Source organism: Bacillus sp. YH3-2-B2, assembly GCF_053663335.1.
Window position 1 is genome coordinate 523,500 of the sequence record NZ_JBSJQE010000002.1, and the last position, 26,645, is coordinate 550,144.

Annotated in this window: 22 protein-coding genes; 18 read left to right on the forward strand and 4 right to left on the reverse strand. The window is 44.0% G+C overall.

Going from position 1 to position 26,645, the window contains the following annotated elements; genetic code table 11:
* The 3 genes from ACWJJX_RS07615 to tagH all read left to right on the forward strand — a co-directional run bounded on the left by ACWJJX_RS07615 (position 1) and on the right by tagH (position 4,721).
* Positions 1-2,166 (forward strand): CDP-glycerol glycerophosphotransferase family protein, encoded by a 2,166-nt coding sequence (locus ACWJJX_RS07615; protein ID WP_217904221.1) that lies wholly within the window; start codon positions 1-3, stop codon positions 2,164-2,166.
* A 154-nt stretch (positions 2,167-2,320) separates the two neighbouring features.
* Entirely contained in the window at positions 2,321-3,148 is an 828-nt protein-coding gene (gene tagG / locus ACWJJX_RS07620) for a teichoic acids export ABC transporter permease subunit TagG (RefSeq protein ID WP_015240701.1), read from the forward strand.
* A 19-nt stretch (positions 3,149-3,167) separates the two neighbouring features.
* The gene (gene tagH / locus ACWJJX_RS07625) at positions 3,168-4,721 is read left to right on the forward strand and encodes a teichoic acids export ABC transporter ATP-binding subunit TagH (protein ID WP_454022868.1); all 1,554 of its coding nucleotides are present in this window, start codon (positions 3,168-3,170) and stop codon (positions 4,719-4,721) included.
* A gap of 33 nt (positions 4,722-4,754) precedes the next feature.
* Here tagH and galU read toward each other — a convergent pair whose 3' ends face one another.
* Complete coding sequence (gene galU / locus ACWJJX_RS07630) at positions 4,755-5,633, reverse strand: UTP--glucose-1-phosphate uridylyltransferase GalU (RefSeq protein WP_015240700.1); 879 nt, start codon at positions 5,631-5,633, stop codon at positions 4,755-4,757.
* Positions 5,634-5,910: 277 nt separating this feature from the next.
* On the opposite strand from galU, the gene wecB reads away from it, so the two are divergent.
* A complete protein-coding gene (wecB, locus tag ACWJJX_RS07635; RefSeq protein ID WP_454022869.1) occupies positions 5,911-7,050 on the forward strand; it encodes a non-hydrolyzing UDP-N-acetylglucosamine 2-epimerase in 1,140 nt (379 codons plus the stop codon).
* A gap of 51 nt (positions 7,051-7,101) precedes the next feature.
* Here the strand turns inward: wecB and tagU are convergent, their stop codons facing one another.
* On the reverse strand, positions 7,102-8,022 hold the full coding sequence (tagU, locus tag ACWJJX_RS07640) for a polyisoprenyl-teichoic acid--peptidoglycan teichoic acid transferase TagU (protein ID WP_077722937.1): 921 nt from the start codon (positions 8,020-8,022) through the stop codon (positions 7,102-7,104).
* Between the two features lie 177 nt (positions 8,023-8,199).
* Here tagU and ACWJJX_RS07645 point away from each other — a divergent pair, with 177 nt between their 5' ends.
* The 12 genes from ACWJJX_RS07645 (at position 8,200) to ACWJJX_RS07700 (ending at position 22,533) form a co-directional block, all read left to right on the forward strand.
* Positions 8,200-8,502 carry a hypothetical protein gene (locus ACWJJX_RS07645; protein WP_156735495.1) on the forward strand — a complete coding sequence of 101 codons (303 nt, stop codon included), beginning with the start codon at positions 8,200-8,202 and terminating at the stop codon, positions 8,500-8,502.
* Between the two features lie 22 nt (positions 8,503-8,524).
* The gene (locus tag ACWJJX_RS07650; protein WP_454022870.1) at positions 8,525-10,642 is read left to right on the forward strand and encodes a SpoIID/LytB domain-containing protein; all 2,118 of its coding nucleotides are present in this window, start codon (positions 8,525-8,527) and stop codon (positions 10,640-10,642) included.
* A 25-nt stretch (positions 10,643-10,667) separates the two neighbouring features.
* Complete coding sequence (locus ACWJJX_RS07655) at positions 10,668-12,158, forward strand: N-acetylmuramoyl-L-alanine amidase (protein WP_172615018.1); 1,491 nt, start codon at positions 10,668-10,670, stop codon at positions 12,156-12,158.
* A gap of 253 nt (positions 12,159-12,411) precedes the next feature.
* Positions 12,412-13,071 carry an exopolysaccharide biosynthesis polyprenyl glycosylphosphotransferase gene (locus tag ACWJJX_RS07660; RefSeq protein ID WP_146284019.1) on the forward strand — a complete coding sequence of 220 codons (660 nt, stop codon included), beginning with the start codon at positions 12,412-12,414 and terminating at the stop codon, positions 13,069-13,071.
* A 36-nt stretch (positions 13,072-13,107) separates the two neighbouring features.
* On the forward strand, positions 13,108-14,556 hold the full coding sequence (gene tuaB / locus ACWJJX_RS07665) for a teichuronic acid biosynthesis protein TuaB (protein WP_102422843.1): 1,449 nt from the start codon (positions 13,108-13,110) through the stop codon (positions 14,554-14,556).
* Positions 14,553-15,749, forward strand: a complete 1,197-nt coding sequence (gene tuaC / locus ACWJJX_RS07670; RefSeq protein ID WP_454022871.1) for a teichuronic acid biosynthesis protein TuaC — start codon at positions 14,553-14,555, stop codon at positions 15,747-15,749. Before tuaB ends, tuaC begins: the two co-directional genes overlap by 4 nt.
* A gap of 4 nt (positions 15,750-15,753) precedes the next feature.
* Positions 15,754-17,094: a UDP-glucose 6-dehydrogenase TuaD gene (gene tuaD, locus ACWJJX_RS07675; protein WP_182068998.1), complete on the forward strand. Its 1,341-nt coding sequence runs from the start codon at positions 15,754-15,756 to the stop codon at positions 17,092-17,094.
* Positions 17,095-17,161: 67 nt separating this feature from the next.
* On the forward strand, positions 17,162-18,649 hold the full coding sequence (gene tuaE / locus ACWJJX_RS07680) for a teichuronic acid biosynthesis protein TuaE (protein ID WP_326375206.1): 1,488 nt from the start codon (positions 17,162-17,164) through the stop codon (positions 18,647-18,649).
* The gene (gene tuaF / locus ACWJJX_RS07685; RefSeq protein ID WP_015387623.1) at positions 18,646-19,326 is read left to right on the forward strand and encodes a teichuronic acid biosynthesis protein TuaF; all 681 of its coding nucleotides are present in this window, start codon (positions 18,646-18,648) and stop codon (positions 19,324-19,326) included. Before tuaE ends, tuaF begins: the two co-directional genes overlap by 4 nt.
* A 23-nt stretch (positions 19,327-19,349) precedes the next feature.
* Complete coding sequence (tuaG, locus tag ACWJJX_RS07690) at positions 19,350-20,108, forward strand: teichuronic acid biosynthesis protein TuaG (RefSeq protein ID WP_003151380.1); 759 nt, start codon at positions 19,350-19,352, stop codon at positions 20,106-20,108.
* A 19-nt stretch (positions 20,109-20,127) separates the two neighbouring features.
* A complete protein-coding gene (gene tuaH, locus ACWJJX_RS07695) occupies positions 20,128-21,324 on the forward strand; it encodes a teichuronic acid biosynthesis protein TuaH (protein ID WP_094247452.1) in 1,197 nt (398 codons plus the stop codon).
* Positions 21,325-21,456: 132 nt separating this feature from the next.
* Positions 21,457-22,533: a glycosyltransferase family 4 protein gene (locus tag ACWJJX_RS07700; RefSeq protein WP_003151382.1), complete on the forward strand. Its 1,077-nt coding sequence runs from the start codon at positions 21,457-21,459 to the stop codon at positions 22,531-22,533.
* A gap of 89 nt (positions 22,534-22,622) precedes the next feature.
* On the opposite strand, the gene ACWJJX_RS07705 is transcribed toward ACWJJX_RS07700, so the two are convergent.
* Complete coding sequence (locus ACWJJX_RS07705; RefSeq protein WP_070082459.1) at positions 22,623-23,837, reverse strand: LCP family protein; 1,215 nt, start codon at positions 23,835-23,837, stop codon at positions 22,623-22,625.
* Between the two features lie 4 nt (positions 23,838-23,841).
* Positions 23,842-24,489, reverse strand: a complete 648-nt coding sequence (locus tag ACWJJX_RS07710) for a YigZ family protein (RefSeq protein WP_060657503.1) — start codon at positions 24,487-24,489, stop codon at positions 23,842-23,844.
* 222 nt (positions 24,490-24,711) lie between these two features.
* Between ACWJJX_RS07710 and degS the strand changes: the two genes are divergently transcribed.
* Both degS and degU read left to right on the forward strand, forming a co-directional pair.
* Positions 24,712-25,875: a two-component sensor histidine kinase DegS gene (gene degS / locus ACWJJX_RS07715; RefSeq protein WP_003151385.1), complete on the forward strand. Its 1,164-nt coding sequence runs from the start codon at positions 24,712-24,714 to the stop codon at positions 25,873-25,875.
* 76 nt (positions 25,876-25,951) lie between these two features.
* Positions 25,952-26,641 carry a two-component system response regulator DegU gene (gene degU, locus ACWJJX_RS07720; RefSeq protein WP_003219701.1) on the forward strand — a complete coding sequence of 230 codons (690 nt, stop codon included), beginning with the start codon at positions 25,952-25,954 and terminating at the stop codon, positions 26,639-26,641.
* The last annotated feature ends 4 nt before the right edge of the window (positions 26,642-26,645 follow it).

Below are 26,645 nucleotides of genomic sequence, written 5' to 3' on the forward strand. Positions count from 1 at the left end.
ATGGATGAAAATACTGTGAGTAAATGTATTTTGAAAAGCTTAAAAAATAATGTGGGCGATCTGGCGCTCTCTATTTCACTTGAAAGCGAAGAACCGTTAGCTGAGGAAGTGAAATGTTATTTAAAATTAAAAGAACGGCGTTCCGGAGCCGAGGACTTTATTGTTTTAGAGAAAGAGAGCCCGGCTCAGTACAGCGCATCAATTAATATTCACTCGTTTCCTGAACCTTTAGAAATGGGACAGACTTATGATTTTTATGTGGTACTTGGTGAACCGGAAGCTGAAGAAGAAGAACAGCCGAAGCAGGTGCGTTTATCTGTGGAAGCTGAAGCGATTGAGCGTGCCTACCACCTTGATCATACGACTGAGCTGTTAATTTTGCCTTATACAACCGATAAGGGGAATTTTTCCTTAAAGGTAAAAAGAGAAGCGAAAATTGTGAAGTTTGATGAGATTCAGCTGAAGGCAGAAGAGATTATGATTTCAGGGTATGCAGGATATCTAAGTTCGGAGAATCAGCTTTCAGTTAAAAACCTGCAATTTGTCATTAAAAAAGGGGGAGAAGACCCCGTAGAAAAACATTTCCCTATTGAAGTGACGAAAAAAACGGAGAATATTGAACAGCTTCGGGAAGATGCATTCACCCCTGAAATTTTTGATTTCCAAATAAAAATTCCATTAAAAGATATTCCTTATTCTCTGGAAAAACGGTTTGTCTACCGTATGTTTATGGAGTTTCATTGTGAAAACGACGAAGCTGAACCTATTGTTCTCAGCAGCACTCCGCTTGTGCTCGGAGACAGAAAAAATAAACTGAAAGGCCTCATAAGCGTTGTGAATAAAGACAGCGGGCCGGTCAGATATGAAGTATATAAAAAGAAGAAAAAGCAGACTGTCTGTATCCGTGTGAACGACTACAGCCTGAAAACAAGGATGAGATACTTCATAAAAGGGAAGAAAAAACGTTTCATTTCCAAAATGAAAAAACTGAAAAAACGCAGAAATTCCCTTATTACGAAAGGTTATAAAGTTGTTTTCAGAATGGCGAGTAAAATGCCTGTTAAAAGCAAGACCATTATTTTTGAAAGCTTTAACGGCAAACAATACAGCTGTAATCCGAGAGCAATTTATGAATACATGCAAATCAATCACCCGGAATATAAAATGTATTGGAGCGTAAATAAACAGTATGCAGCGCCTTTTAAAGAGAAGGGCATTCAATACATTAACAGGCTTTCTATCAAGTGGCTGTTTGCTATGGCGCGGGCAGAATATTGGGTCGTCAACAGCCGTCTGCCTTTATGGATTCCAAAGCCTGAACATACAACCTATCTTCAAACATGGCACGGCACGCCTTTAAAAAGACTTGCAATGGATATGGAAGAAGTTCATATGCCGGGTACTAATACGAAAAAATATAAAAAGAATTTTATTAAAGAGGCATCCAATTGGGATTATTTAATTTCCCCTAATGCCTACTCGTCTGAGATATTTGCGCGCGCCTTCCAATTCGATAAAACCATGATTGAATCAGGTTATCCGAGAAATGATTTTCTTCATAATGACAATAATAATGAGACAATCACAGCGATCAAAAGAAGATTAAACCTGCCTGAGGATAAGAAAATTATTCTTTATGCGCCGACATGGAGAGATGACCAGTTTTATGCTAAAGGCCGTTATAAATTTGACCTTGATTTAGACCTGCATAAATTAAGGGAAGAGCTCGGAGATGAATATCTCGTTATTCTGAGAATGCATTATCTTGTGGCCGAAAATTTTGACCTTGGTCCATTTGAAGGGTTTGCTTACGACTTTTCTGCACACGAAGATATTCGGGAATTGTATATGATTTCAGATCTGTTAATCACCGATTACTCTTCTGTATTTTTCGATTTTGCAAATCTGAAACGCCCGATGTTGTTTTTTGTTCCCGATATTGAAACATACCGGGATAAACTCAGAGGGTTTTATTTCGATTTTGAGAAAGATGCTCCTGGTCCGTTAGTGAAAACGACAGAGGAAACGATCGAGGCAATCAAACATATTTCATCACCGGATTATCAGCACCCGGTTTCATTCAAACCTTTTTATGACAAATTCTGTTATCTTGAGTCAGGACATTCTTCTGAGAAAGTCGTAAAGATTGTGTTTGAATCTGAATAATAGAAAAACCCCTTTGTATCAAGGGGTTTTTCTATTACGCTTTACAAACTTTTTAGCAGCATTTGCATGCGGCTTGAAAGTGAAAAAAAATTTGATTTCTGGTACAATTATCAGCGATGCTTTATAAAATCAAATCAACCTAAGGAAGATTAAAATGAATGCTGTAGTGAAAATACTAAAAGAGCAAGTAACATCATTTCCTTTAATCATGCGATTAGCGGCCTACGAAACAAAGTCTAAATATCAAATGAATTATTTAGGCGTTTTATGGCAGTTTTTAAATCCTCTTATTCAAATGCTCGCCTATTGGTTTGTTTTTGGATTGGGGATCAGAAAAGGGGGGCCGATGGCTACAGGTGCCGGAGAAGTGCCTTTTATTCTGTGGATGCTTGCAGGTCTGATACCGTGGTTTTTTATAAGCCCGACAATACTGGACGGATCAAATAGTGTATTTAAAAGAATTAAAATGGTTGCTAAAATGAATTTCCCAATCAGTTCTTTGCCGTCTGTCGCCATCGCTTCTAATTTGTTCAGTTATGCAATTATGATGGTGATCTATATCATTGCATTGCTCGCCAGCGGAATCTATCCGAGCCTTCATTGGCTTCAATATATTTATTATTTTGTTTGTCTGATGGCTTTCTTATTTTCGTTCAGCTTGTTTAATTCGACAATCAGCGTGCTGATCCGAGACTATCAGTTTCTTCTGCAGGCAGTGACAAGACTTTTATTTTTCCTGCTGCCGATTTTTTGGGACATTCACTCGAAACTGGGGGCAGATCACCCGGAATTGGTGCCGGTCCTGAAGCTGAATCCGCTGTTCTATATTATTGACGGATTCAGGAACAGTTTCTTAGATGGCCAGTGGTTCTTTCAAGATGTGAAGTATACACTGTATTTCTGGCTGTTCACCTTATTTTTATTAACAGTCGGTTCTGTTTTACACATGAAATTCAGAGATAAGTTTATTGACTTTCTTTAATACGTAAGGAGATTGTACAATGAAACTAAAGGTTTCGTTTCGAAATGTTTCAAAGCAGTATCATCTTTATGAAAAACAGTCGGACAAAATAAAAGGTTTGTTTTTCCCTGCTAAAGATAACGGTTTTTTCGCTGTGCGAAATGTCTCCTTTGATGTATATGAAGGGGAGACAATCGGCTTTGTAGGAATTAACGGATCGGGTAAATCGACGATGTCAAATCTGCTTGCAAAAGTAATACCGCCGACAAGCGGTGAAATTGAAATGAACGGCCAGCCGTCGCTGATCGCGATTGCAGCCGGTTTAAATAATGCTTTGACGGGCCGGGATAACATTAGACTCAAATGTTTAATGATGGGGCTGACCAATAAAGAAATCGATGAGATGTATGAAAGCATAGTTGAGTTTGCTGAGATTGGTGATTTTATTAATCAGCCGGTAAAAAACTATTCTAGCGGTATGAAGTCCCGCCTCGGCTTTGCGATATCCGTGCATATAGATCCGGATATTTTAATCATTGATGAAGCCCTCTCTGTCGGGGATCAGACATTTTATCAGAAATGTGTCGACCGAATCCAGGAATTTAAAGAACGAGGAAAAACCATTTTCTTTGTGAGTCATTCCATCGGTCAGATTGAAAAAATGTGTGACCGTGTGGCTTGGATGCACTATGGTGAATTAAGAATGTTCGACGATACTAAAACCGTAGTCAAAGAGTACAAAGCATTTATCGATTGGTTTAATAAGCTCTCCAAAAAAGACAAAGAGAAATATAAGAAAGATCAGGTTGCTGAACGTAAAAAAGAATCGCCTGAGCAGCAGGCAATTGTGAAGGAACAAAAGAAAAAAAATAAATCCGGATCAGCAGTCAATGCTGTTCAAATTGCTATTTTATCAATACTGCTTGTGTTTATGGCCGGAACCATGTTTTTCAGCGCCCCGCTTCGTACGATCGCATCGTTCGGTAAGATCGGATATCAAGATGATGTTAACAAGGGGAAAGACCAGATATTGGTGAACAAAAAAGGTTTCGTATTAAAAGACCAGACGCAGGCCTATAAAGATACAGAGCTGAAAAAAAAGGCGGACTTCCTTATTCCGTTCGGTGCTCAGGTGAAAGTGGTATCTGAAGACAGGCAATCAGCAAAGATCGAGGTCAACAATAAAACGTACTATATCCCGGAAAACGCAGCGGTCTATAACGAAAAAAATTCAAATGTGAAAGCATCCGCTTTTTCTCCGTATGTAAAGCAGGGTGATGCTGATCAACTTGTGTCGCATCTCGGTGAGCGCGTTAATGATATCCAGCAAGAAATGAAAGAGCTGCAGAAAGAAGTGGTGAACGGCCGGGAGACGCTATATCTTAAAAATGGCGAGGTCAGTTATGTAGTGAATAATGGCAAGGCCGAGCAGCTTGTTTTCAGAGGAATATCAGCTATTACTCCGGCAGATCTATCCCTGAATAATAAAGGTGTTATAAAGGCCAGCAGTGATCGGCAATTTATTGCGGCAAATGATAAATACGCTTTTATTATCAATAACGATAATCAAACTTTAACCTGCATTTTAAAATAAAAAGCTGTTGGAATAAATCCAACAGCTTTTTTCTTATAATTCATCTTTTCTTAACAGGTCTTCCATGAAAGGGATAAGGTGATCACGCAGTTCACGATCCTGCATCGCAAATTCTAATGTAGTGGTAATAAAACCTAGTTTTTCACCAACATCATATCTTTTGCCCTCAAAATCGTAAGCAAAAACCCGCTGAATTTCATTCAGCTTTTGAATAGCGTCTGTAAGCTGAATTTCCCCTCCGGCACCAATTTGCTGTTCCTCAAGATACATGAAGATTTCAGGAGTGAAGACGTAACGTCCCAGTATTGCCAGATTGGACGGAGCAGTCCCTTGAGCCGGCTTCTCAACAAAGTTCTTCACCTGATATCTGCGGCCTTCACTTGTCAGCGGATCAATAATTCCGTAACGATGGGTTTCTTCTTCAGGCACTTGCTGAACCCCTATAATAGAAGAAAGTGTTTTTTCATATTCATCCATCAGCTGGCGAAGCCCTGGTTTTTCAGCTTGAACGATATCATCTCCGAGAAGGACGGCAAATGGCTCGTCACCGATAAAATTACGTGCGCACCAAACGGCATGTCCAAGACCTTTTGGCTCCTTTTGCCGGATATAATGAATGTCAGCAAGATTAGAGGCTTTTCGGACTTTTTCTAAGAGTTCGACCTTCCCTTTTTCTTCTAGATTTCTTTCCAGCTCTGGTGAGTAATCAAAATGGTCTTCAATGGCTCTCTTGCTTTTTCCCGTAACAATAATAATGTCTTCAATACCCGCTTCAACCGCTTCTTCAATTATGTATTGAATCGTTGGTTTGTCTACAATCGGAAGCATCTCTTTCGGCATGGCTTTTGTTGCCGGCAGAAAGCGTGTCCCTAAACCTGCAGCGGGAATTATGGCTTTGCGTACTTTTTTCACTTTAAAGCACCTTCCTTAGCGTCACTTAAATATAAGTTATGATATCTATACAGACTCAGGCTTGCTGATATTTTCTGTATACCCGATATTTCATTTTTAACACTTTTAATGATATAAGATAAACCATTATTAAACAAGTTTTATCCGTAAAGCCTTAATGATATATCCTTTTTCATTTAGGGGAAAAATAATACAAGATATTTAACCGGTGGATCATATCGTGTAAAATGGGTTGATAATGAAAAATGATCACAAACTTGATACAGGAGAAAGAGATATGAAAAAACTTAAAGTCATGACGGTATTCGGTACAAGGCCTGAAGCGATAAAAATGGCGCCCCTTGTGCTCGAATTAAAAAAACGCCCTGAAATAGAATCATATGTCACTGTGACTGCCCAGCATAGACAAATGCTGGATCAAGTTCTTCACGCATTTCAAATTAAGCCTGACTTTGATTTGAATATTATGAAAGAACGGCAGACGCTGGCTGAAATTACTTCAAACGCCCTGGTAAAACTGGACGGCCTGTTTAAGGAAATCAAACCTGATATTGTTCTTGTTCATGGTGACACGACAACAACCTTTGCCGGAAGCCTTGCAGCTTTCTATCACCAGATTACAGTCGGACACGTGGAGGCCGGATTGCGGACGGGCAACAAATATTCACCTTTTCCGGAAGAATTGAACCGCCAAATGACCGGAGCGCTTGCTGATATCCACTTTGCTCCGACTCAGCAAGCGAAGCAAAATTTATTGAATGAGAATAAAAAAGAAAGCTCCATTTTTGTTACCGGAAATACAGCGATTGATGCTTTGCATACAACGGTTCACTCTGAATATTCCCATAACATTATTGAGAAAATCGGCAATGACAGAATGATTTTACTGACGGCGCATCGCCGGGAAAATTTAGGTCAGCCGATGGAACATATGTTTAAAGCCATCCGCCGGATCGCAGATGAATTCAGCGATGTGCAAGTCGTTTATCCGGTACACCTGAATCCTGCTGTACGTGAAGCTGCTGATAAGCACTTTGGTGATTCGGAGCGCGTCCATTTAATTGAACCTCTTGAAGTGATTGATTTCCACAATTTTGCGTCAAGGTCGTATTTTATTTTGACTGATTCAGGAGGCGTTCAGGAGGAAGCTCCTTCCTTAGGAAAGCCGGTTCTCGTATTGCGCGATACTACTGAACGGCCTGAAGGAGTGGAGGCGGGCACTCTGAAATTATCCGGTACTGATGAAGAAACGATTTATCAGATGGCAAAACAGCTGCTGACAGACAAGCTGGAATATGAAAAAATGTCGCGGGCATCTAATCCCTATGGAGATGGCATGGCGTCAAGAAGGATTGCTGAGGGGCTGCTCTATCAATTCGGACTGCGTTCAGAGCGTCCTGATTCTTTCGAGGTGTAACAAAAAAGCAGCTCTGCATAAAGTATGCGAAGCTGCTTTTTCTGCATTAGTTTAAAGGTTGAGGCTGCTTCTCAATTCTTTAGTAATGGAGGCAAGTCCGTTTTCATCTGCTTTATAATAGTAAATTCCGTCGATTTTGGTGCCGTCACCCTTTAGCTCATGCTGAATCACTTTCTTGCGGGCATCTTTATAACCGGATTGAATATCCCACATATCATCAAAGGTTAAATTCGTTTTTACATTGTTCTCTACTACTTTAAACATATCTCCGAATTTCGTGACAGAAGAGATACTTGCCCCTTTATTGATAATACCCTCTATAATCTGCCGCTGTCTGTCCTGGCGGCCGAAATCCCCTTTAGGATCTTCTTTTCTCATTCGTGAGTAAGCGAGGGCTTCATCACCGTTTAATGAAATATTGCCTTTGCTGAAGGAATAACCGTCATAGTTAAAAGCGAATGTACTGTTGACAGTGATGCCTCCTAAAGTGTCAACGACATCTTTAAAACTTTCCATGTTTACTTTAATGAAATAATCTACAGGCAGGTTCAAGAAATTCTCCACAGTATCTACTGCCATTTGCGTACCGCCAAATGCATATGAATGATTGATTTTATCCATCGTGCCTTTGCCGATAATTTTTGTATAAGTGTCACGCGGAATACTGACCATTTCCGTTGTTTTTGTCTTTGGATTGACAGTAAGGTAAATGAGCGAGTCGGCTCTTCCTTTATCATTTTTACGTTCGTCCACTCCCATGATCAAGACAGAGAACGGTTCGTGTTTATTTATTTTCACCTCAGTACTGCGTTTATTCGATTTGTTAATGTCTTCGTGAATGCTGGCGACGGTTGATGCCGCTTTATGCCATAGATAGTATGTAAAGCCGCCGGAAACTAAAATAAAAATGCCGATGATTGTCAGAAAGACCAGTAACAAAGTCTTTTTCTTTTTTCTTCGTTTACTTCTCATCTCAATACACCCCATCTGTTTTAATTGGAAATCGGACTCCCAGCAAATGCAATATTTTATAATAGAATACAATAAATCCTAATATAGTCGAATGTTATCGAAAAAAGTTTCAATGTTTCTTAATTTTTCTTTAAAATAGATAATATATTGTCGATAATCCATAATGAGGTGAAAAAAATGAAAAAAATTTTTGGATGTTTGTTCTTTATACTGCTTCTCGCCGGGTGCGGAGTTAACAATGAAAAATCTCAGGGCGAGGATACGGGTGAAAAGCTGGTCACGAAAGAGGGCACTTATGTAGGACTGGCGGATACTCATACAATAGAAGTCACTGTGGATCATGAACCGGTAAGTTTTGATATCACTGAAGAATCAGCCGACGATGTTAAGAATTTGGATAATGGCGACAAAGTGACAGTAAAATATCAAAAAAATAGCAAGGGACAGCTTATGCTGAAGGATATCGAACCGGCAAATTAATGAACAGGGGGACGCTGTAATCTTGAAAACTTGCAAACATTTAATAGGACTGACTCTAGCTGTTGTTATATTGATTATACCGGCGGTTTCCTTTGCGGCAGATTCAAATATATCAGTTAAGCTGACAAATTACATAGGAAATCAATCAAGCATTTCTTTATCTCCAACCGGTTTTTATCAGGTTACCGGTGATCATGTGTCTGTAACCAACCGCTTTTCGGGGGCATCCCGATATGAGACGGCGGCTCTTGCATCTGACTCCCAATGGACGAATCCTAAAACCGTTATTCTCGTCAATCGTGATGTTTTTATCGACGCATTACCAGTAATTCCTCTGGCAAAAAAAATGGATGCGCCGGTGTTATTTACACAGCCGGACACTTTGACAAAAACTACAGAAAAACAGATTGCTAAGTTCAATCCCGATAATATTCTGGTTATCGGCGGGGCTAAAAGCATTTCAAAGGACGTTGAAAATAAGCTTAAGTCTTATGGAGCTGTGAAAAGAATCAGCGGGAAAAACCGTTATGTTCTGTCTGAAAACATTGCAAAACAAATGGGAAATTACGATAAAGCAATTGTTGTAACAGGGAATGTTTTTCAAGACGCTTTAGCCATTGCTCCGTATGCCGCTGCAAACGGCTATCCCATTTTACTGACTGAAAAGGATAAATTGCCGGATTATGATCTTCCGAAGCAAGTCTTAATTATCGGGAGTTCGTTCAGCGTGAGTGATGCTGTAGAAAATCAAATTAAAAAAACTTCAACTGTGCAGCGAATACCCGGATCAACACGGTATGAATTGACTGCTAATATTATTAATCAGCTAAAGTTGAAGGCTGATAAAGTCGTCATGACTAATGGAACGAAATATGCTGATGTCCTGGTGGGCGCTTCTTTAGCCGCCAAAAAAAACAGCCAATTATTATATATCAAACAAGATGATGTTCCTTCAGCAGCTAAATCAGTGACAAAAGAGAAGGCGTCGTATGCATACGACTTTATCGGAAGTACAAGCTCCATTTCCGCCGGGGTTGAAAATGAGCTTTCAAACCATTTTTACTTAGCCGGCGGAAGCACATACAACTTACAAATCAATAATGGAAAGTTAAATCTTAATCATATTAAAACATATGGGAATTCATTGAGAATAAAACCGGAAACGTACAATGAATCCAACCGGATCAGTTTGAATGGAAAAGAATACTTGGGGACGGTTAATTTTTCAATAGAGTCAGGCAAATATATCAGACCTGTAAATGAAAACATTCCTTTTGAAGATTATTTAAAAGGTGTCGTACCGAATGAAATGCCTGCAAGCTGGTCTCTTGAAGCGCTGAAGGCGCAAACGGTTGCGGCAAGAACATACTCAATTACGAAGACCGGGAGCACTGTTGCTGATACTACTGCTTTTCAAGTATATGGCGGGTACAGCTGGAATGCCAATACGACGAAAGCGGTGCAGCAGACAAAAAATAAGGTGCTGACTTACAAAGGGAATTTAATTACGGCAGCTTATTCATCGAGTAATGGCGGTTATACAGAATCAAGCGACGAAGTATGGGGTTCAAGCGTTCCTTATTTAACTGCGAAAAAAGACACAAAAGATCCTCAAACTGCCTGGAGTCTGACGCTTTCTAAGCAGCAAATCAATACGGATTCAATTGATGTAAATAAGCCGGCCTCTTGGTTTGCTTCAAAGAATGAGACAAATGCAGCTCAACTGAGCGGTATTAAAAATTGGATTTTGAAAAATAAGGAAACGGGCGCTTCCGCCATTAAAATCTTAAAATTAGCAGATTTTACATTCAGCGGAACAACTAAAGGACAGCGGGCTAAAACAGCAACTTTGAAAGTGAATTACGCTGTCAAACAAAACAATGGAAATTACGAGGCAAATAAAACATCTGCAATGACTGTGCCGGTTACTGAACTGAGAACAATGATCGGAGCCTCCGTGTTTAAAAGCACTTATGTGACCGTCAGTCAAAACGGTTCTGCTTTTACAATCAGCGGAAAGGGATATGGACACGGCATCGGAATGAGCCAATACGGCGCTAAGGCAAGAGCGGATTCAGGAGATTCATATAGTTCAATTTTAAAATTTTATTATCCGGGCACCACATTGACTGACTATTAAATAAACGAGAGCAGGAGGAAGGCAATTGCGTTCTTATCTTAAAGTCCTGATCATTTCTATGCTGGGACTCATCATATTTATCCCGTCAGCCTTAGCTGACAACGCGGTTAAAAGAGTAGGGGGAAGCAACAGGTATGGTACGGCTGCTGCGCTTTCCAAGCAGGTGTATTCAACAGCGAGTACGGCTGTTGTCGTCGGCGGAGGTTCGTATGCAGATGCTATATCCGCTGCCCCGATGGCATATCAGAAAAATGCGCCGCTGCTTTACACAAACAAAGATAATTTGTCATCAGAGACGAAAACCCGTCTGAAAGAATTAAAAACAAAAACGGTCATTATTGTCGGCGGAACGCCTGCTGTGTCAGCAAATACAGCAAATCAAATCAAAGCGCTCGGCATCAGTGTTAAGAGAATTTCAGGGAGCAACCGATATGATACGGCAGCTAAAGTAGCAAAGGAAATGCCTGCTGCTTCAAAAGCCGTTATTGCAAACGGATTTTTATATGCTGACGCAATAGCTGCAATTCCATATGCCGCAATGAACGGATATCCAATTTTGTTTACGAATCAAACAGATATCAACAGTGCGACAGCAGGAGCTATAAAAAGCAAGGGGATCAAAAGCTCTATTGTAACAGGGGGAACCGGGAGCATAAATGCCTCTGTCTTCAATAAACTTCCTTCACCAAAAAGAATCAGCGGAAGCAATCGATACGAACTTGCGGCCAATCTAGTTCAGCAATTAAATCTTCCGACAGGCAATGTATTCGTCAGCAATGGTTTCGGGTATGCAGACTCCATAGCGGGTGCTGCTCTTGCTGCAAAGAAAAAACAATCTATCATTCTGACAAACGGCAGCAATCTTTCAAAAGAAACAAGAGTCATCATCGGAAGAAAAAAATTAAGCAGCTTTACCATTATCGGGAACTCCCCGGCTGTCAGCTCAAATGTTGCAAACCAGCTGAAAAATCCGGCCGCGGGAAAAACAATTTTAATTGATCCGGGTCATGGAGGCCAAGATTCCGGTTCTATAGGTAACGGCATTTTAGAAAAAGACGTCAATCTTGATATCGCTAAAAGGCTGAATAAAAAATTAAATGCTTCAGGTGCTCTGCCGGTCATGACGAGGTCTAATGATACATTTTATTCCTTGCAGGAAAGGGTAAATAAAGGTGCAACCGCAGGAGCGGATTTATTCATCAGCGTTCACGGCAATGCAAATGATGCAACTTCTGCAAACGGAACTGAGACCTACTATGATGAGACATATCAAGCCGCTGCAAGCAAACGCCTGGCAGGACAAATTCAGCCTAGGGTTGTTAATGCATTAAAAACAAGAGACAGAGAGGTTAAAACAGCTCCGTTCTATGTCATTAAGTATTCCAAAATGCCTAGTGTATTAGTAGAGACGGCTTTTATTACGAATCCGTCTGATGCAAGTAAATTAAAGCAAGCATCCTATAAGGAAAAGGCAGCTGCAGCCATCAATGATGGAATCGTGTCTTATTATAAGTAAAACTTTTATATATTTGTGTACGAGCCTGCTGGTCAAAATTGATCGGCAGGCTTTTTCGTTGTTTTCCGCTCATAATGATCCTTTTCAATTATAGTAACCGCCGTTTATGGATATGAATAGATTTACAATAAAAAAACAATAATCGAAACATTCTAATAAACATTAACGTTTCCTTTACTTCCAATTAACATCCATCTGCTAAACTCACGGCATAGGTCATCAAACATCCCAACAAATCGTGAGGTGTGTGTCAGTGGGAGCAGAGAAAAGCATGAATGTAAATAATAACTATGCAGTGCGGCAGGGGACTTCCGCTGCCGTTACGGAAAGAACGGCCCGTTATTTGGCTTTTAAGCGATTCATGGACATTGTGTTTGCGCTTGCGGGGCTTTTGGCGGCGCTCCCGGTGATGGGCCTGTTCTCCATACTGATTCGTTTGGAGTCGCCCGGCCCGGCTTTTTACAAGCAGGAGCGGGTAGGCAAAGACGGGAAGCCGTTTTATTTGTATAAGCTCCGCTCTATGAAAATAGATGCTGAAAAATCGGGGGCGGTCTGGGCGCTGAAAAAGGATCCCCGCGTGACAAAGGTCGGCGCTTTTATCAGAAGGACCCGTATTGATGAGCTGCCGCAGCTGGTAAATGTGCTTCGGGGAGAAATGAGCCTGATCGGCCCGCGTCCCGAGCGTCCCGTGTTTACGGAACAGTTTCAGGCTGAGATTCCGGGGTTTACAGAGCGGCTGGCCGTTAAGCCGGGATTAAGCGGCTGGGCGCAGGTCAACGGGGGATATGACATGACACCGAGGGAAAAACTGATGTTTGACTTATATTATATCCGCAACCTGACCTTTTCATTGGAACTGAAGATTATGTTCAAAACGTGCAAAGTGATCTGGACCGGTGACGGGGCGCGATAAAAATTCTGGTCAGCAGACAAAAAAGTAGGGAAAACGATGCCTAGTATTACAAATCAAATTTTGAGCGGCGCCAAATGGACAAGTATTTCGACAGCGTGTATTACGGTCATTCAAATTGTCCAATTCGCCCTGCTCGGGCGGGTCATGTCACTGGCTGAATTCGGCCTTGTCGGCATGATCACAACGGTAGTGGTGTTTGCCCAAATTGCGCTTGATATGGGTTTTGGCGCCGCGCTCATTCAAAAAGATCATGTGACTGAAAAACAGATGTCTTCCTTGTACTGGCTGAATATCATAACGGGGATTGCGCTGTTTGCGCTGCTGTTTTTCAGCAGTCCGCTCATTGCCGATTTTTATCGGCGGGAGGAGCTTGTCTATTTAATCCGCGTGCTGGCCGTCATGTTTTTAATCGCGCCGATCGGTCAGCAATATCAGTATATGCTGCAAAAAGCGCTGGCATTTAACACGCTAAGCAAGATTGAAATCTTTTCAAATGTGCTGTCCTTCGTTTACTTGGCGGCTGCGGTTTTTTATACGGACCCGATTCTCGCCTATGTGATTTCCCAGGTGCTGCTGCAATCGTCAAAAGGCATTCTGTACTGGGTGTCCTGCAGAAAAACATGGAGACCGGCGTTCGTTTTTGATCTGAAGGGAATGAAAGGCTTCTTTTCTTTCGGGGCCTTTCAGCTGTCTTCCCGGCTTGTGAACCGGCTCGGGGCGAATATTGATATGATTCTGATCGGCAGTTTTATCGGCGCCGAGGCGCTCGGCATTTACAATCTGGCCTACCAGATTGTCACGCTTCCGGTATTAAAAATTAATCCCATCATTACGAGAGTCGCGTTTCCCGTCTTTGCGAAAAACAAGCATGAAAACAGCGTGATCAGAGAAGGGTTTCTCAATATGACCAAAATACTCGCGCTGATATCCTTTCCGCTCTTGCTCGGTTTGGTTTCAGTATCGGATGCATTCGTGGCTTCGGTTTTCGGAGAAAAATGGCTGGCGGCTGTCCCGGTTTTAAACGTTCTCGCCATCGTCGGGATTTTAAGGGTTCTGATGAATCCGAACGGATCTGTGCTGCTGGCAAAAGGGCGGGCCGATCTGGCATTTTATTGGGACGCCGGGGTGATGCTGCTGTATGGTGCATCTTTGTACGCCGCCGTGCTGTCCGGAAATCTCTTGACGGTAGCCTGGACGTACGCTTTCATCAGCATCCTGAATTTCCTGATCGGGCGCTGGCTGCTGGCATATGTCATTAAGCTGCGGCTGTCGGCTTACTTCAAAGCCGTGGCCAAACCGTTTCTGCTTACGGCGGCAATGGGTGTCATCGCCTTTACAGCCAGCTTCGGAACGGAGCGGATCAGCCTTGATGTCAAGCTGCGGCTGGCGATCTCCGTAGCCTGCGGCGCGTTGTGTTATTTATTCCTGTTAGGAAAAGCTTATCCGCATATGAAAAGTAAATTAAGAAAAGGACGTTTGCTATGAAGGTATTGTGGATGACAAGTGTATATCCGAGCAGTGAGAAGCCGGGAGAAGGCGTTTTTCATGAGACGCAGGCCCAAGAACTGAGAAAGCTTGGCGCGGAGATGACTGTCATTTGTCCGCAGCCGAAACTCGCCGCGCCATTCCGGGTGCTGAAAAAGACGTATCGGCAAAAGGATATAAGGCCGGCGCATGAATGGCGGAAAGGTGTGTCCGTCCACCGGCCGTTTTATCAGGCGGTTCCCGGGCAGCTGAAATGGGCGCAGCCGCATAAAAGAATGGCGTCATCGGTTCTTTCCGAAATTAAAAATCATGGCCTGAAGCCCGATCTGATTCACGCGCATTTCGCCATGCCGTCAGGCGGAGCGGCCGCCATTGTGTCAAAGGCTTTAGGCATCCCGTATGTGCTGACCTTGCATGGCAGTGATGTCAATGTCTATCCGCATTACAGCAAAAGCGCTCATCGCGCATTTACATTTGCGGTGCGGGAAGCAGCCGATATTTACGCTGTGAGCGGCAGTCTGCGGGAACAAATGAAAAAGCTCATCGAAGCGGAGTGCAGCGTGCTTCCGATCGGCATCACGCTTGACGCCTTCCGAAAAAGGAACGAGACGAAAGAAGCCGTCAGAAAACGGCTCGGCTTTCCTCCGGATAGAAAACTGATCGTGTTCATCGGCAGGCTTGTCAAAGAGAAAGGTGTTTTCGACTTATCAAAAGCCGTTCAGTCATTGGATGAAAGATATGAAGCTGTCTTTGTCGGTGACGGTCCCGCCGAATCTTCATTGCGTGAAGCCGCTCATATCGTCACGGGGCAAGTGCCGAACGACAAGGTACAGGACTATCTGCTGGCCTCAGATGTAATGGCGCTGCCGTCCTACAGCGAAGGCATGCCGACTGTGGTCATTGAGGCGCTCGCTCTGAAGGTGCCGGTAATCTGTACCGATGTCGGAGGATTGGCTTCTTTATTCGGGAAACACCGGGGGTTGCTGATCAAGCCGGGTTCACCTGACACGCTGGCAGAATCCATTTTGCAATATGACGAAGGAGAGGCTTGGACGCCGCAAACAGCCGAGGAACTTTCTCAAACCGTCCGCACGTATTTTGACGCAAGCCACAATGCGAAAGCGCTGAAAGAGAAATACCGGTCCGTCATGAACCGGGCCGGGCAAGAGGAGAACCTTTCGAAAGAGGGATGAAGCTGTGAAAAAAATCGCTGTATTAGGAACAGGGTATGTAGGTCTTGTATCTGGAACTTGTTTTGCGGAAATCGGCCATCATGTGACTTGCTGTGACATCAATGAAGCGAAAATCAGAAGCTTGCAAAACGGAGTCATCCCGATATATGAACCGGGGCTTGAGGAATTAGCCGAAAAAAATGTCAGTGCCGGGCGGTTATCCTTTACGGCCGATATTGAGCCGGCTGTGAAAGCCGCTGATATCATCTATATCGCCGTCGGTACGCCGATGTCAAAGACGGGTGAAGCCGATCTGACCTACATTAAGGCAGCGGCGCAAACAATCGGAGAACAGCTGAACGGATACAAAATCATTGTCACCAAAAGCACTGTTCCGGTCGGGACGGGAAAGCTCGTTTACCAAATCGTCAGCGAAGCGTCAAAGGGAAAATATCCGTTTGATGTCGCGTCAAATCCTGAATTCCTCCGCGAAGGTTCGGCGGTGCGGGATACGATGCAGATGGAGCGAGCGGTTATCGGCGCCACAAGCGAACATGCCGCTTCAGTCATTGAAGAGCTTCATAAGCCGTTCCGTACGAAGATCGTAAAGACCAATCTTGAAAGCGCGGAAATGATTAAGTATGCCGCAAATGCTTTTTTAGCCGCCAAAATATCTTTTATTAACGATATCGCCAATATTTGCGAACGTGTCGGGGCGGACATTTCTCACGTGTCAGAAGGCGTCGGCCTTGACAGCCGGATCGGGAATAAATTTCTGCAGGCGGGCATCGGATTCGGCGGATCCTGCTTTCCGAAGGATACAACGGCTTTATTGCATATCGCAAACGCCGCCGGCTATCCGTTTGAAATGATGGAAGCCGTCATTGAAACCAATCAGAAGCAGCGGGTCCGTATTACGGAAAAATTGAACCGCGCCATCGGTCCCTTAAAAGGGAAAACCGTGGCCGTACTGGGACTGGCCTTTAAACCGCATACAAATGACGTCCGCTCCGCCCCGGCTCTTGATATCATCACAAGTCTTAAAGAGCAGGGCGCTCACGTGAAAGCGTATGATCCGATCGCGATTCCCGAAGCGTCAGCGATATTAGGAGAAGGCGGCATTGAATATCACACAGAGATGTACAGTGCCATCAAAAACGCGGACGCATGCCTGATTGCAACAGATTGGCCGGAAGTCAAGGAGATGGATCTTCAGAGAGTGAAGCAGCTGCTCAAACAGCCGGTCATCATTGACGGCAGAAATATGTTTCCGTTGGAGTATATGAGGGTTTCAGGATTCACTTATCATTCCGTCGGACGTCCGGCGGTTCATGCCGATCGGCAAATAAAAGAACTGGCAAGATAGAAAAAGATTTGTTTTCAGGCTCTCGGCAGTCCGGCTCGGCTGCCGGTTTTGGAAAGGGGTTTGCCATGTGAGTATCAAACGTTCAGCGGCACATGTTCTTGTGCTGCTTGCCGCTGTCATTACAGGAGGATGCATCATGCTGGGGGCGGTCAGGGCGGATGCCGGCTTCGGAAAAATCACCGTGCTGCTGCTTGCCGCCATGATCGGCATTGCCGGACTTGCTTTGCTATCCGCCTTTACAACAAACGGTCAGATGTTTATGGCGCTCATTTATATACTGATCGCGTGTACATTTTTAAACCAGGCCTTCTTTGCGGTTCATCTCGGATTTTTCAGCTTATTTATATACCGGCTGTTATTAATCGGAGCGGGCGCCCTTCACATCGCCGGCATCCTGACAAACCGTCATCATATTGACAGATGGAATCGGGTGAATGTAAAAGGGGTTCTGATGTTTTTCGCCTTATGGTTTACATACGGTCTCCTATCGTTATTGTGGGCAAAGTCCGTGACGTACGGGATTAAATATTTAGCTTTAATGGGAATGGGCATGTTTTTGATTTATCTTATTGTCATGTTCATTCAGCGCTTTGATCAGCTGATGGTTTTTTACGGCATATGGCTTGGGATGACCATTTTTGTGATGGCGATCGGCTTTTACAACCATTTTACACACAACCATCTGCCGAGCTCCACGCTTTATAACGGCCCGCAGTACAAACAGCATTATCCGACGTCCGTTTTCTTTAATCAAAATGATTTCGCGACGTTTTTGTGCATCAGTTTCTTTCTGTATGCGGCGGCGGTGAAAAATATGAAAAACGGCTATGTGAAGGCCGTCAGCCTGCTCTTTGCGATCTGCGCTTTGTATTTAATCATTTTGACCGGTTCGCGCGCGAGTCTGCTGGGCATATGCGCGGGGGCGGCTGTATACGTCTTCATCCTGCTGCCTTCCGTGTTGAAAAAATTCGCGCTGTACGCTGCGGGAGCGGGTGCTGCGCTGTTTGCGGTTTTATTTGCGGGCCGTATCACCAATGCCGTCTTGAATCTGTTTTCAGCTCCGCAGGCGATGCCGGGACAGCAGCCGCTTCCTTCCAACCTCGCGAGGGCGAATCTTTTAAAGAACGCCTTTCACTATGTGATTGATTCCTGGGGGTTCGGAGTGGGTGCCGGAAACGTCTCTTACTATTTAAAAGCGGAGCCTGTTTATGATACGGGCGGCGTAGTTGAGGTGCACAACTGGCTCGTCGAGATTATGGCGAACTTCGGCGTGCTTACGATGCTCGGTTACCTGACAGTCTATTTGTTCCTTTTTTGGACACTTTATAAATGTCATGAAAGAAAATCGGAAAATCAGTCAAGACTGATCACAGAAGGACTTATCACGGCGATGGCCGGTTTTTTGGTAAGCAGCATCAGCCCAAGCTCCGTATCAAATTTATTTTTCCACTGGGTATTTCTCTCGCTCGTGATCGCGGCGGTCAATATATTGAGGCGTTTACAAAAGGAGTCTGCCGCCACGGCGTACTATGAAAAACAGGGAGATGCGAGATGAAGGATATGTTGACAAGAATAACCCGGCGTATCAAAAAGAATATCATTTGGATCATTGCGCTGCCCGTTGTGTTAGGGGCGGCGGGATATGTATTGCCGTCAAAAATCAGCGGAAACAGCAGTTTTACATCAGAAGCCGCGATCGCCGCGGGAAATTATGATCATCCGCTTTATAACAATACAAAAGAAATCCCGCTCCTTTTGACGAGCGATGCCTTTTTAAAGCAGGCTCTGCCTGATAAAACAGACGAAGAAAGAGCGGCCGTGAAAAGTAAACTGACTGTCGAAACACAATCAGATTCATTGATCACGGTCAGCTACAGCGGCCAAAACAAACAGGAGACCGAATCGGTGTTTCAAGCCGTCATAACAACTTTTCTGAAGAATGATCAGGACCTGTTTGAAAAACGGGCAAAAGTAGTGCGGCAGAGTATTGCTGCGCTTGAAGGAGAAACCGTCAGCGCGGACGCCAAAGTGGATAAGGAACGATTTTTATACGAATTGAAAAATACGCAGCTGAACCTGAAAGCGGCCGGCGTCATCAATTCAGAGCCGATGAATGAAACGGCGGGACAAGGCATGCCGCCGAAAAAGAAAGCGGTTCTGGGCGTTTTAATCGGCATTGCAGTTGCCTTTATGTTCATTGTCATTCCGGAGTTTTTTAGAGAGTCCTTGTAAAAATCTGCGATGGAGATGTGACCATGACAAACTGGAAACCTTTCGTATCTGTCATTACACCGTCTTATAACGCAAGTGAATATATCGAAGACACGATTCAGTCCGTTTTACATCAAAGCCACCCGCATTGGGAAATGATTATCGCGGATGATTGTTCAACGGACGGAACGAGAGATATTTTACGGCAATATGAACAAAAAGATGAGCGGATCCGCGTCGTTTATTTAGATAAAAACGGGGGAGCCGCGGCTGCCAGAAATACAGCCCTTAAACATGCCAAGGGCCGTTATGTCGCATTTCTGGACAGCGATGACAGATGGAAAAAGGAAAAGCTTCAAAAACAGCTTGCGTTTATGGCGGAGCGTTCCTGCGCTTTTTCATTTACGGGCTACAGCGTCATGGAGCAGGACGGAACGCCGACGGACAAAACGATTCAAGCCCCTGAAAGCCTGTCATATGATGAAGCTTTAAAAAACACGATTATCGGATGTTTAACGGTCATGATTGACAGAGAGCAGACGGGGCAGATTCAAATGCCTGATATCAGAACGCGGCAGGATTTAGCGACATGGCTTTCCCTGCTGAAAAGGGGATTTACGGCTTACGGCCTGAATGAGTGCCTTTCAGAATACAGGCTTGTGCAGAATTCGATTTCAAGCAACAAGTGGAAAGCCGCAAAAAAAACGTGGTTTGTTTATAGAGAAATTGAGCGCCTGCATTTTATCAAGGCTTCGTGGTGTTTTATGCAATATGCGAAAAACGCGGTCTTGAAAAGACTGTAGGCGTCAGAGGAGCTAGGTGATGAAGGTGGAACCGATTATTCACGTAATCGTCGGAGCGGCGGAATGGGGGCATGACCGGCTGAGATACAGACGGCACCGGCTGGCTGAATTTCTTTCCCGGCAAAAAGAAACGAAAAGCGTCATTTGGGTATGCCCGTCCCCGCGAGCCAATGATGGTCAGACGGCCGGGATCGCCGAGGGAATCCGGCAGTTCACTGTAAAGGATCTCATGCAGCAAAAAGCATTCCGTTTCGGCAGGTATACAGACATGTGTTACAGGCATAAACTTTCACCATTGTTGCACATGCTGAAGGAAGAAGGAGAAGGGGCCCGCTGCTGCTTATGGTACACCTTCCCCGGTTTTCCGCTTCTGGCAGATCTGTTTCCTTGGGATGAAGTGATTTACGATTGCAGTGATCTGTGGGCCGCTCCGATCAGCGGCCGGGCCGGTGTGCTGTCAAATGTAAGAAGAAACATCATTAAACAGGCGGAAATGAGAATCATTCAGCGTGCTGATTCCATCACCTGCACATCTGACTGTCTGCACCGGGAGGTCGGAAAAAAGCTGGAGAACCCGCACCAGAAAGTGTTCACCATTGAAAACGGAGTGGAATATGACCTGTTTTCACGGGAAAATAAACAGCCGGATGAAGACATTTTACGGGGAAGAAACGGAACGGTTCTCGGTTTTATCGGCGGAATCAAACCGAAGCTCGATTTTGCGCTTATGGCGGAAACGGCAGATGTGCGGCCTGACTGGACGATTTTATTGGTGGGCCCGAACACGGCTCAGGACGATCCGGATTTCGAGTCGCTTCTGGAACGCCCGAATGTCATCTGGACGGGACCTGCCGCGCCGAATGAAGTGCCGTCCTATATGCAGCTTGTCGACATCGGCATCATGCCGTATAAAAATTCACCTTATAATGACGCGGTATTTCCGCTTAAGCTTTTTGAATTTTTAGCCGCCGGGAAACCGGTTGTCGGCTGCAACCTTTCTTCTACGTCAAAAATCAAAAGGCCTTACGTTTATGAATACGTTGAAGGGAGCGACCCCGCAGATTTCATCGCGGCCTGCGAAGCGCTTCTGGCAGCGGACCGCCGCGGATCATACGAGGCTTTGCGCCGTGAATTGGCCCGGAGACGAGATTGGAATGTTTTATTCGGCCGAATGCTCGAATGCACGGGTATATTGAAAAATGCGCAATCCCATTAAAAGGGAAAGCGCATTTTTTGATTTGCGTGTTTCTTTTTGATGATGCTTGTTATAATAACTAGTAAGAATTATAATGGAAGGAACGGTTCAATATCAGAAAAGACTTCATATAATTCCAAAGGAGACTTCTTTATGCTTGACGAACGCATGTTTCGCATAGTTGTTGCGTTTTTTGTCTCTCTGCTAACGGTTTTAATCCTAACTCCTATCGTAAAAAAAATTGCGATCAAAATAGGTGCAGTTGACCAGCCCAGCAACCGAAAAGTACATGATAAAATAATGCCCCGTATGGGCGGCTTGGCCATCTTTATCGGCGTAGCGGCGGGTGTGCTCGCGGCCGGCATATATAATGAAACGAAAATGACCGCCATTACGGTGGGTGCGTTTATTATTGTTATTTTAGGGATCCTTGATGATAAATACCAATTAAGCGCAAAGGTAAAGTTTTTCGTCCAGCTGGCCGTGGCCATTATGATTGTGAGCACGGGACTGAAAATGGACTTTTTCTCCGTACCGTTTTTAACGGAACGTTTAGAATTGGGATGGGTCGCTTACCCGCTGACTGTGTTATGGATCGTCGGTATTACGAATGCGATGAACCTGATTGACGGTTTGGACGGACTCGCTGCCGGCCTGTCGGTCATCGGACTCTCCACTATCGCCGTTATGGCGTTATCCGGAGGGAAAATCCTTATTCTGTCACTTTCACTTGTCGTGATAGGAAGCACACTCGGATTTTTATTTTATAATTTTCACCCGGCAAAGATATTTATGGGAGATACCGGATCGCTCTTTCTCGGATACGTCATCTCAGTACTCTCATTATTAGGTCTTTATAAAAGTGTTACTTTATTCAGTATCATCATTCCGATCATCATTTTGGGCGTGCCGATTTTTGATACGACATTCGCCGTCATCAGGCGGATTTTAAACAAACAGCCGATCTCAGCGCCTGATAAGTCACATATACACCACCGGCTGATGGCCTTCGGGCTGTCACACCGCACGGCTGTCATTATCATTTATTTAATCGGCTTTATTTTCAGCGTCAGTGCCATCCTGCTGAAAAGTGCGACCATATGGCTTTCGCTGTTTATTATTTTTGTATTGATTGTATTTATGCAAATCATAGCAGAGGTCACAGGGTTAGTAAATGAACAATTTAAACCATTTACCAAGTTTTACAAAAGATTGGTAAAGAAAAATTAAAAAGAGCAGATCATGCGAATGGTCTGCTTTTTTGCTATTCTCTTATTATATAGAAAAACCCGATCCTGCTCAAAGGATCGGGTTTACTCTTAATAGCCTGTTGTGCCGCCGGACTGTGTGCTGTCCGTACCGTTTGCACCTGCAGTACCGTTGGTTGAATCGGTTGTGCCGCTTGTTCCTGTGCTGCCGGAAGTCGAATCAGCCGTACCGCCTGTTCCCGTGCTGTCGGAAGTCGAATCAGTCGTACTGTCCGTTCCGGTGCTGTCAGAAGCGGGATCGGACGCCGTGCTGCTTCCGGACGGGTAATCCAGGTGCTTCTGCAATTCCTGCCGTACTTTTTCGAGATTGGCTGGATCCGGCTGGAAATAATATGTTCCGCGCGTAGTTGCGGTTCCGCCTAAATATAAATCTGATCCTGTTATGGTCAGTGTATCAATCTTTTTGCTGGTAAAGCCGCTGTAAATCTGCTGAAGAGCGAGTCCTTCAGTGATTCGGATATTTGTTTGGACGTTATTGCTCGCTGTTTCAGCGATTTTATCGATTTTAGCAATATTTCCAGCTCTTGACATTTGGTCGATCAGTGCGTTTAAGATTTGCTTTTGGCGGTCATTCCGGCCGAAGTCTCCGCGCTTATCCTGCTTTCTCATCCGCGCGTAAGCCAAAGCCTGCTCACCGTTCAAATGCATGTTTCCTTTCTTGAAATAGATCCGTTTCTTTTTACTGACGTCACTCATCTCGTCGAAGTCAAACGGCACTTTTACATCGACCCCGCCTACCTCATCAATAACATCCTTAAAGCCATTGAAGTCGACAGTGACATACTTATCAATCGGTATGCCTAATAAGTCTTCGACGGTTGAGACGGTTTCATCCGCTCCGCCCTTAGCAAAAGCCGCATTGATTTTTGTTTTGTTACCGGTTGTGTCACCGGCAAGCGTCACCCGCGTATCACGCGGAATACTCAGCATTTTCATTGTTTTATTTCTCGGATCAAGGGTAACGACAATAAGAGAATCTGATCGTCCGCCTTTTCCGCTGGTGGCATAATTTTCGATCCCCATAAACAAAATGGAGAACGGTTTTTTCTTCATATTGATGACTTTATCCCGCAATTTTGATTTGTCTCCGCGGGAAAGGGCATCATATGCATTATCTGCCGCATTAATCGTTTTGTATACTTTGTATCCGCCAAATCCGGCAGCGACTAACAAAACGAGGGTAAGCAGCAGCAAAATCCGTTTGAATATGATCTTTCGTTTGCTTTTCTTTTTCTTTCGAACACGCACTCTTACACGTTCAGCCATTACATTAGTCTCCTTTAGGGCTGACGTCTGTTTCTAAATACGTCAGTTCTCCCTCTGTATTCTTACTCTTGCCGTTCGTCAGTTCTGTCATCCATTTTAGAAACGCTTCTTTGTCTTTTTCTTCAACGTACGTTTCAAATTCGACATGATCCGCATAATGGATATCTTTCAGTAAAAAAACTGATTCTCTCAGTTCGTTCTCTATCTTGCCGAGCCACGTATAATCCGCTGATGTATGCATAATCCGCATCAGCTTCCGCTCCGTAACTCCTATATGATTTAAGCCTTCAGACACTGACTTCCCATATGCACGAATCAATCCGCCTGCACCGAGCTTTATTCCGCCGAAATACCGGGTAACCACCGCGCAGGTATCTTTCAGACCGCGTTTTTTCAGCACTTCCAGCATGGGGACGCCGGCTGTGCCGCTTGGTTCTCCGTCATCATTGGCCTTTTGTATATGGTCGGTTTCGCCGATCAGATAAGCTGAGCAGTTATGAGTCGCATTCCAGTGCTGTTTTTTTATCTTTTGTATAAATTCCTGCGCTTCCTCTTCAGAAGCAGCACGGCTCAGGTGACAGATAAAACGTGATTTTTCAATCACAATCTCATGTTCACCCGCTTCTTTAACAGTTAAATAGCTGTGCAGCATGATTGCTGGACCCTCCTGACAAGCATTAAAAGACTTGTTTCTACAAATTCGAACAGACTTTAGAATTTTTGCGCATATTTTGGTATCATGAAAGAGTAAGATACTATATAAAAATGTTTTTTTCTAGAATATACGCATTCTTTCATTATAATTCGACATAAATTGCAGTTCAATTACATTTATAATAAAAATACATAACAACACCGTTACGGAGGGAGACAGATGAATAAATCGAAGATGGACTCCAAAGTTTTGGATTCTATACTTATGAAAATGCTGAAAACCGTGGACGGGAGCAAGGACGAGGTTTTTCAAATCGGAGAGCAGTCGCGCCAGCAATATGAGCAGCTGGTTGAAGAACTCAAACAGATCAAACAGCAGGTGTACGAAGTCATTGAGCTGGGCGACAAACTTGAAGTTCATACGCGGCACGCACGAAACCGCTTGTCTGAAGTAAGCAGAAATTTCCATAAGTTCAGCGAAGAAGAAATTCGCAACGCCTATGAAAAGGCGCACAAACTTCAAGTGGAACTGACGATGATCCAGCAGCGTGAAAAGCAGCTGCGGGAGCGCAGAGATGATTTAGAACGCCGGCTTTTGGGGCTTCAGGAAATCATTGAACGGTCAGAATCATTGGTCAGCCAAATAACCGTCGTTCTGAATTACCTGAATCAAGACCTTCGCCAAGTAGGGCTTCTTCTTGCCGATGCGCAGGCTAAACAAGATTTCGGCTTAAGAATCATCGAAGCCCAAGAGGAAGAAAGAAAAAGAGTTTCCAGAGAAATTCATGACGGTCCCGCGCAGATGCTGGCAAATGTCATGATGAGATCGGAATTAATTGAACGGATCTTCCGCGACCGCGGCACGGAGGACGGATTTCAGGAAATCAGAAATCTTCGGCAGAATGTGCGGAATGCCCTTTACGAAGTCAGAAGGATTATATATGATTTAAGACCGATGGCATTGGACGATCTCGGGCTGATTCCGACACTGAGAAAATATCTTTATACAACTGAAGAATACAACGGAAAGGTGAAAATACATTTTCAGTGTATCGGAGACACGGAGAACAAAAGGCTTGCCCCGCAATTTGAAGTGGCGCTTTTCCGTCTCGCTCAGGAAGCCGTCACAAATGCACTCAAGCATTCAGAATCAGAGGAAATAACAGTAAAAGTGGAAGTAACCGCTGATTTTGTCGTTCTTATCATTAAGGACAACGGAAAAGGCTTTGATATTAAGGATGCTAAACAAAAGAAAAACAAGTCATTCGGCTTGCTGGGAATGAAAGAAAGAGTAGATCTGCTTGAAGGAACGATAACGATAGACTCTAAAATAGGTCTTGGGACATTTATCATGATTAAGGTTCCGTTATCTCTCGGCCTATAATTTGTTAAATAGAGCCAAAAGACATATTGACCGAACAGCGGCGTATATAGAACAATAGGATAAGGAGGCGTAGCGTGTGACTAAAGTAAATATTGTTATTATCGACGACCATCAACTATTCCGTGAGGGTGTAAAAAGAATATTGGATTTTGAACCTACCTTTGAAGTGGTAGCAGAAGGTGACGATGGAGATGAGGCGGCTCGAATCGTCGAGCATTATCATCCCGATGTTGTCATAATGGACATCAATATGCCGAATGTAAATGGAGTAGAGGCTACTAAACAGCTTGTTGAGCTGTACCCTGAATCTAAGGTGATTATCCTCTCCATCCATGATGATGAAAACTATGTGACTCATGCTTTAAAAACAGGTGCAAGAGGCTATCTCCTGAAAGAGATGGACGCAGATACTTTAATCGAAGCAGTGAAAGTGGTAGCCGAGGGCGGTTCTTACCTTCACCCGAAAGTAACCCACAATCTTGTCAACGAATTCCGCCGTCTTGCGACAAGCGGAGTTTCTGCTCATCCTCAGCATGAGGTTTACCCGGAAATCCGGAGACCATTACATATATTAACGAGACGGGAATGTGAAGTGCTGCAAATGCTTGCAGACGGAAAAAGCAACCGCGGAATCGGTGAATCATTGTTTATCAGTGAGAAAACAGTGAAAAATCACGTGAGTAATATTTTGCAGAAAATGAACGTTAATGACCGGACACAAGCCGTTGTCGTAGCCATTAAAAACGGCTGGGTAGAGATGCGTTAGTCAT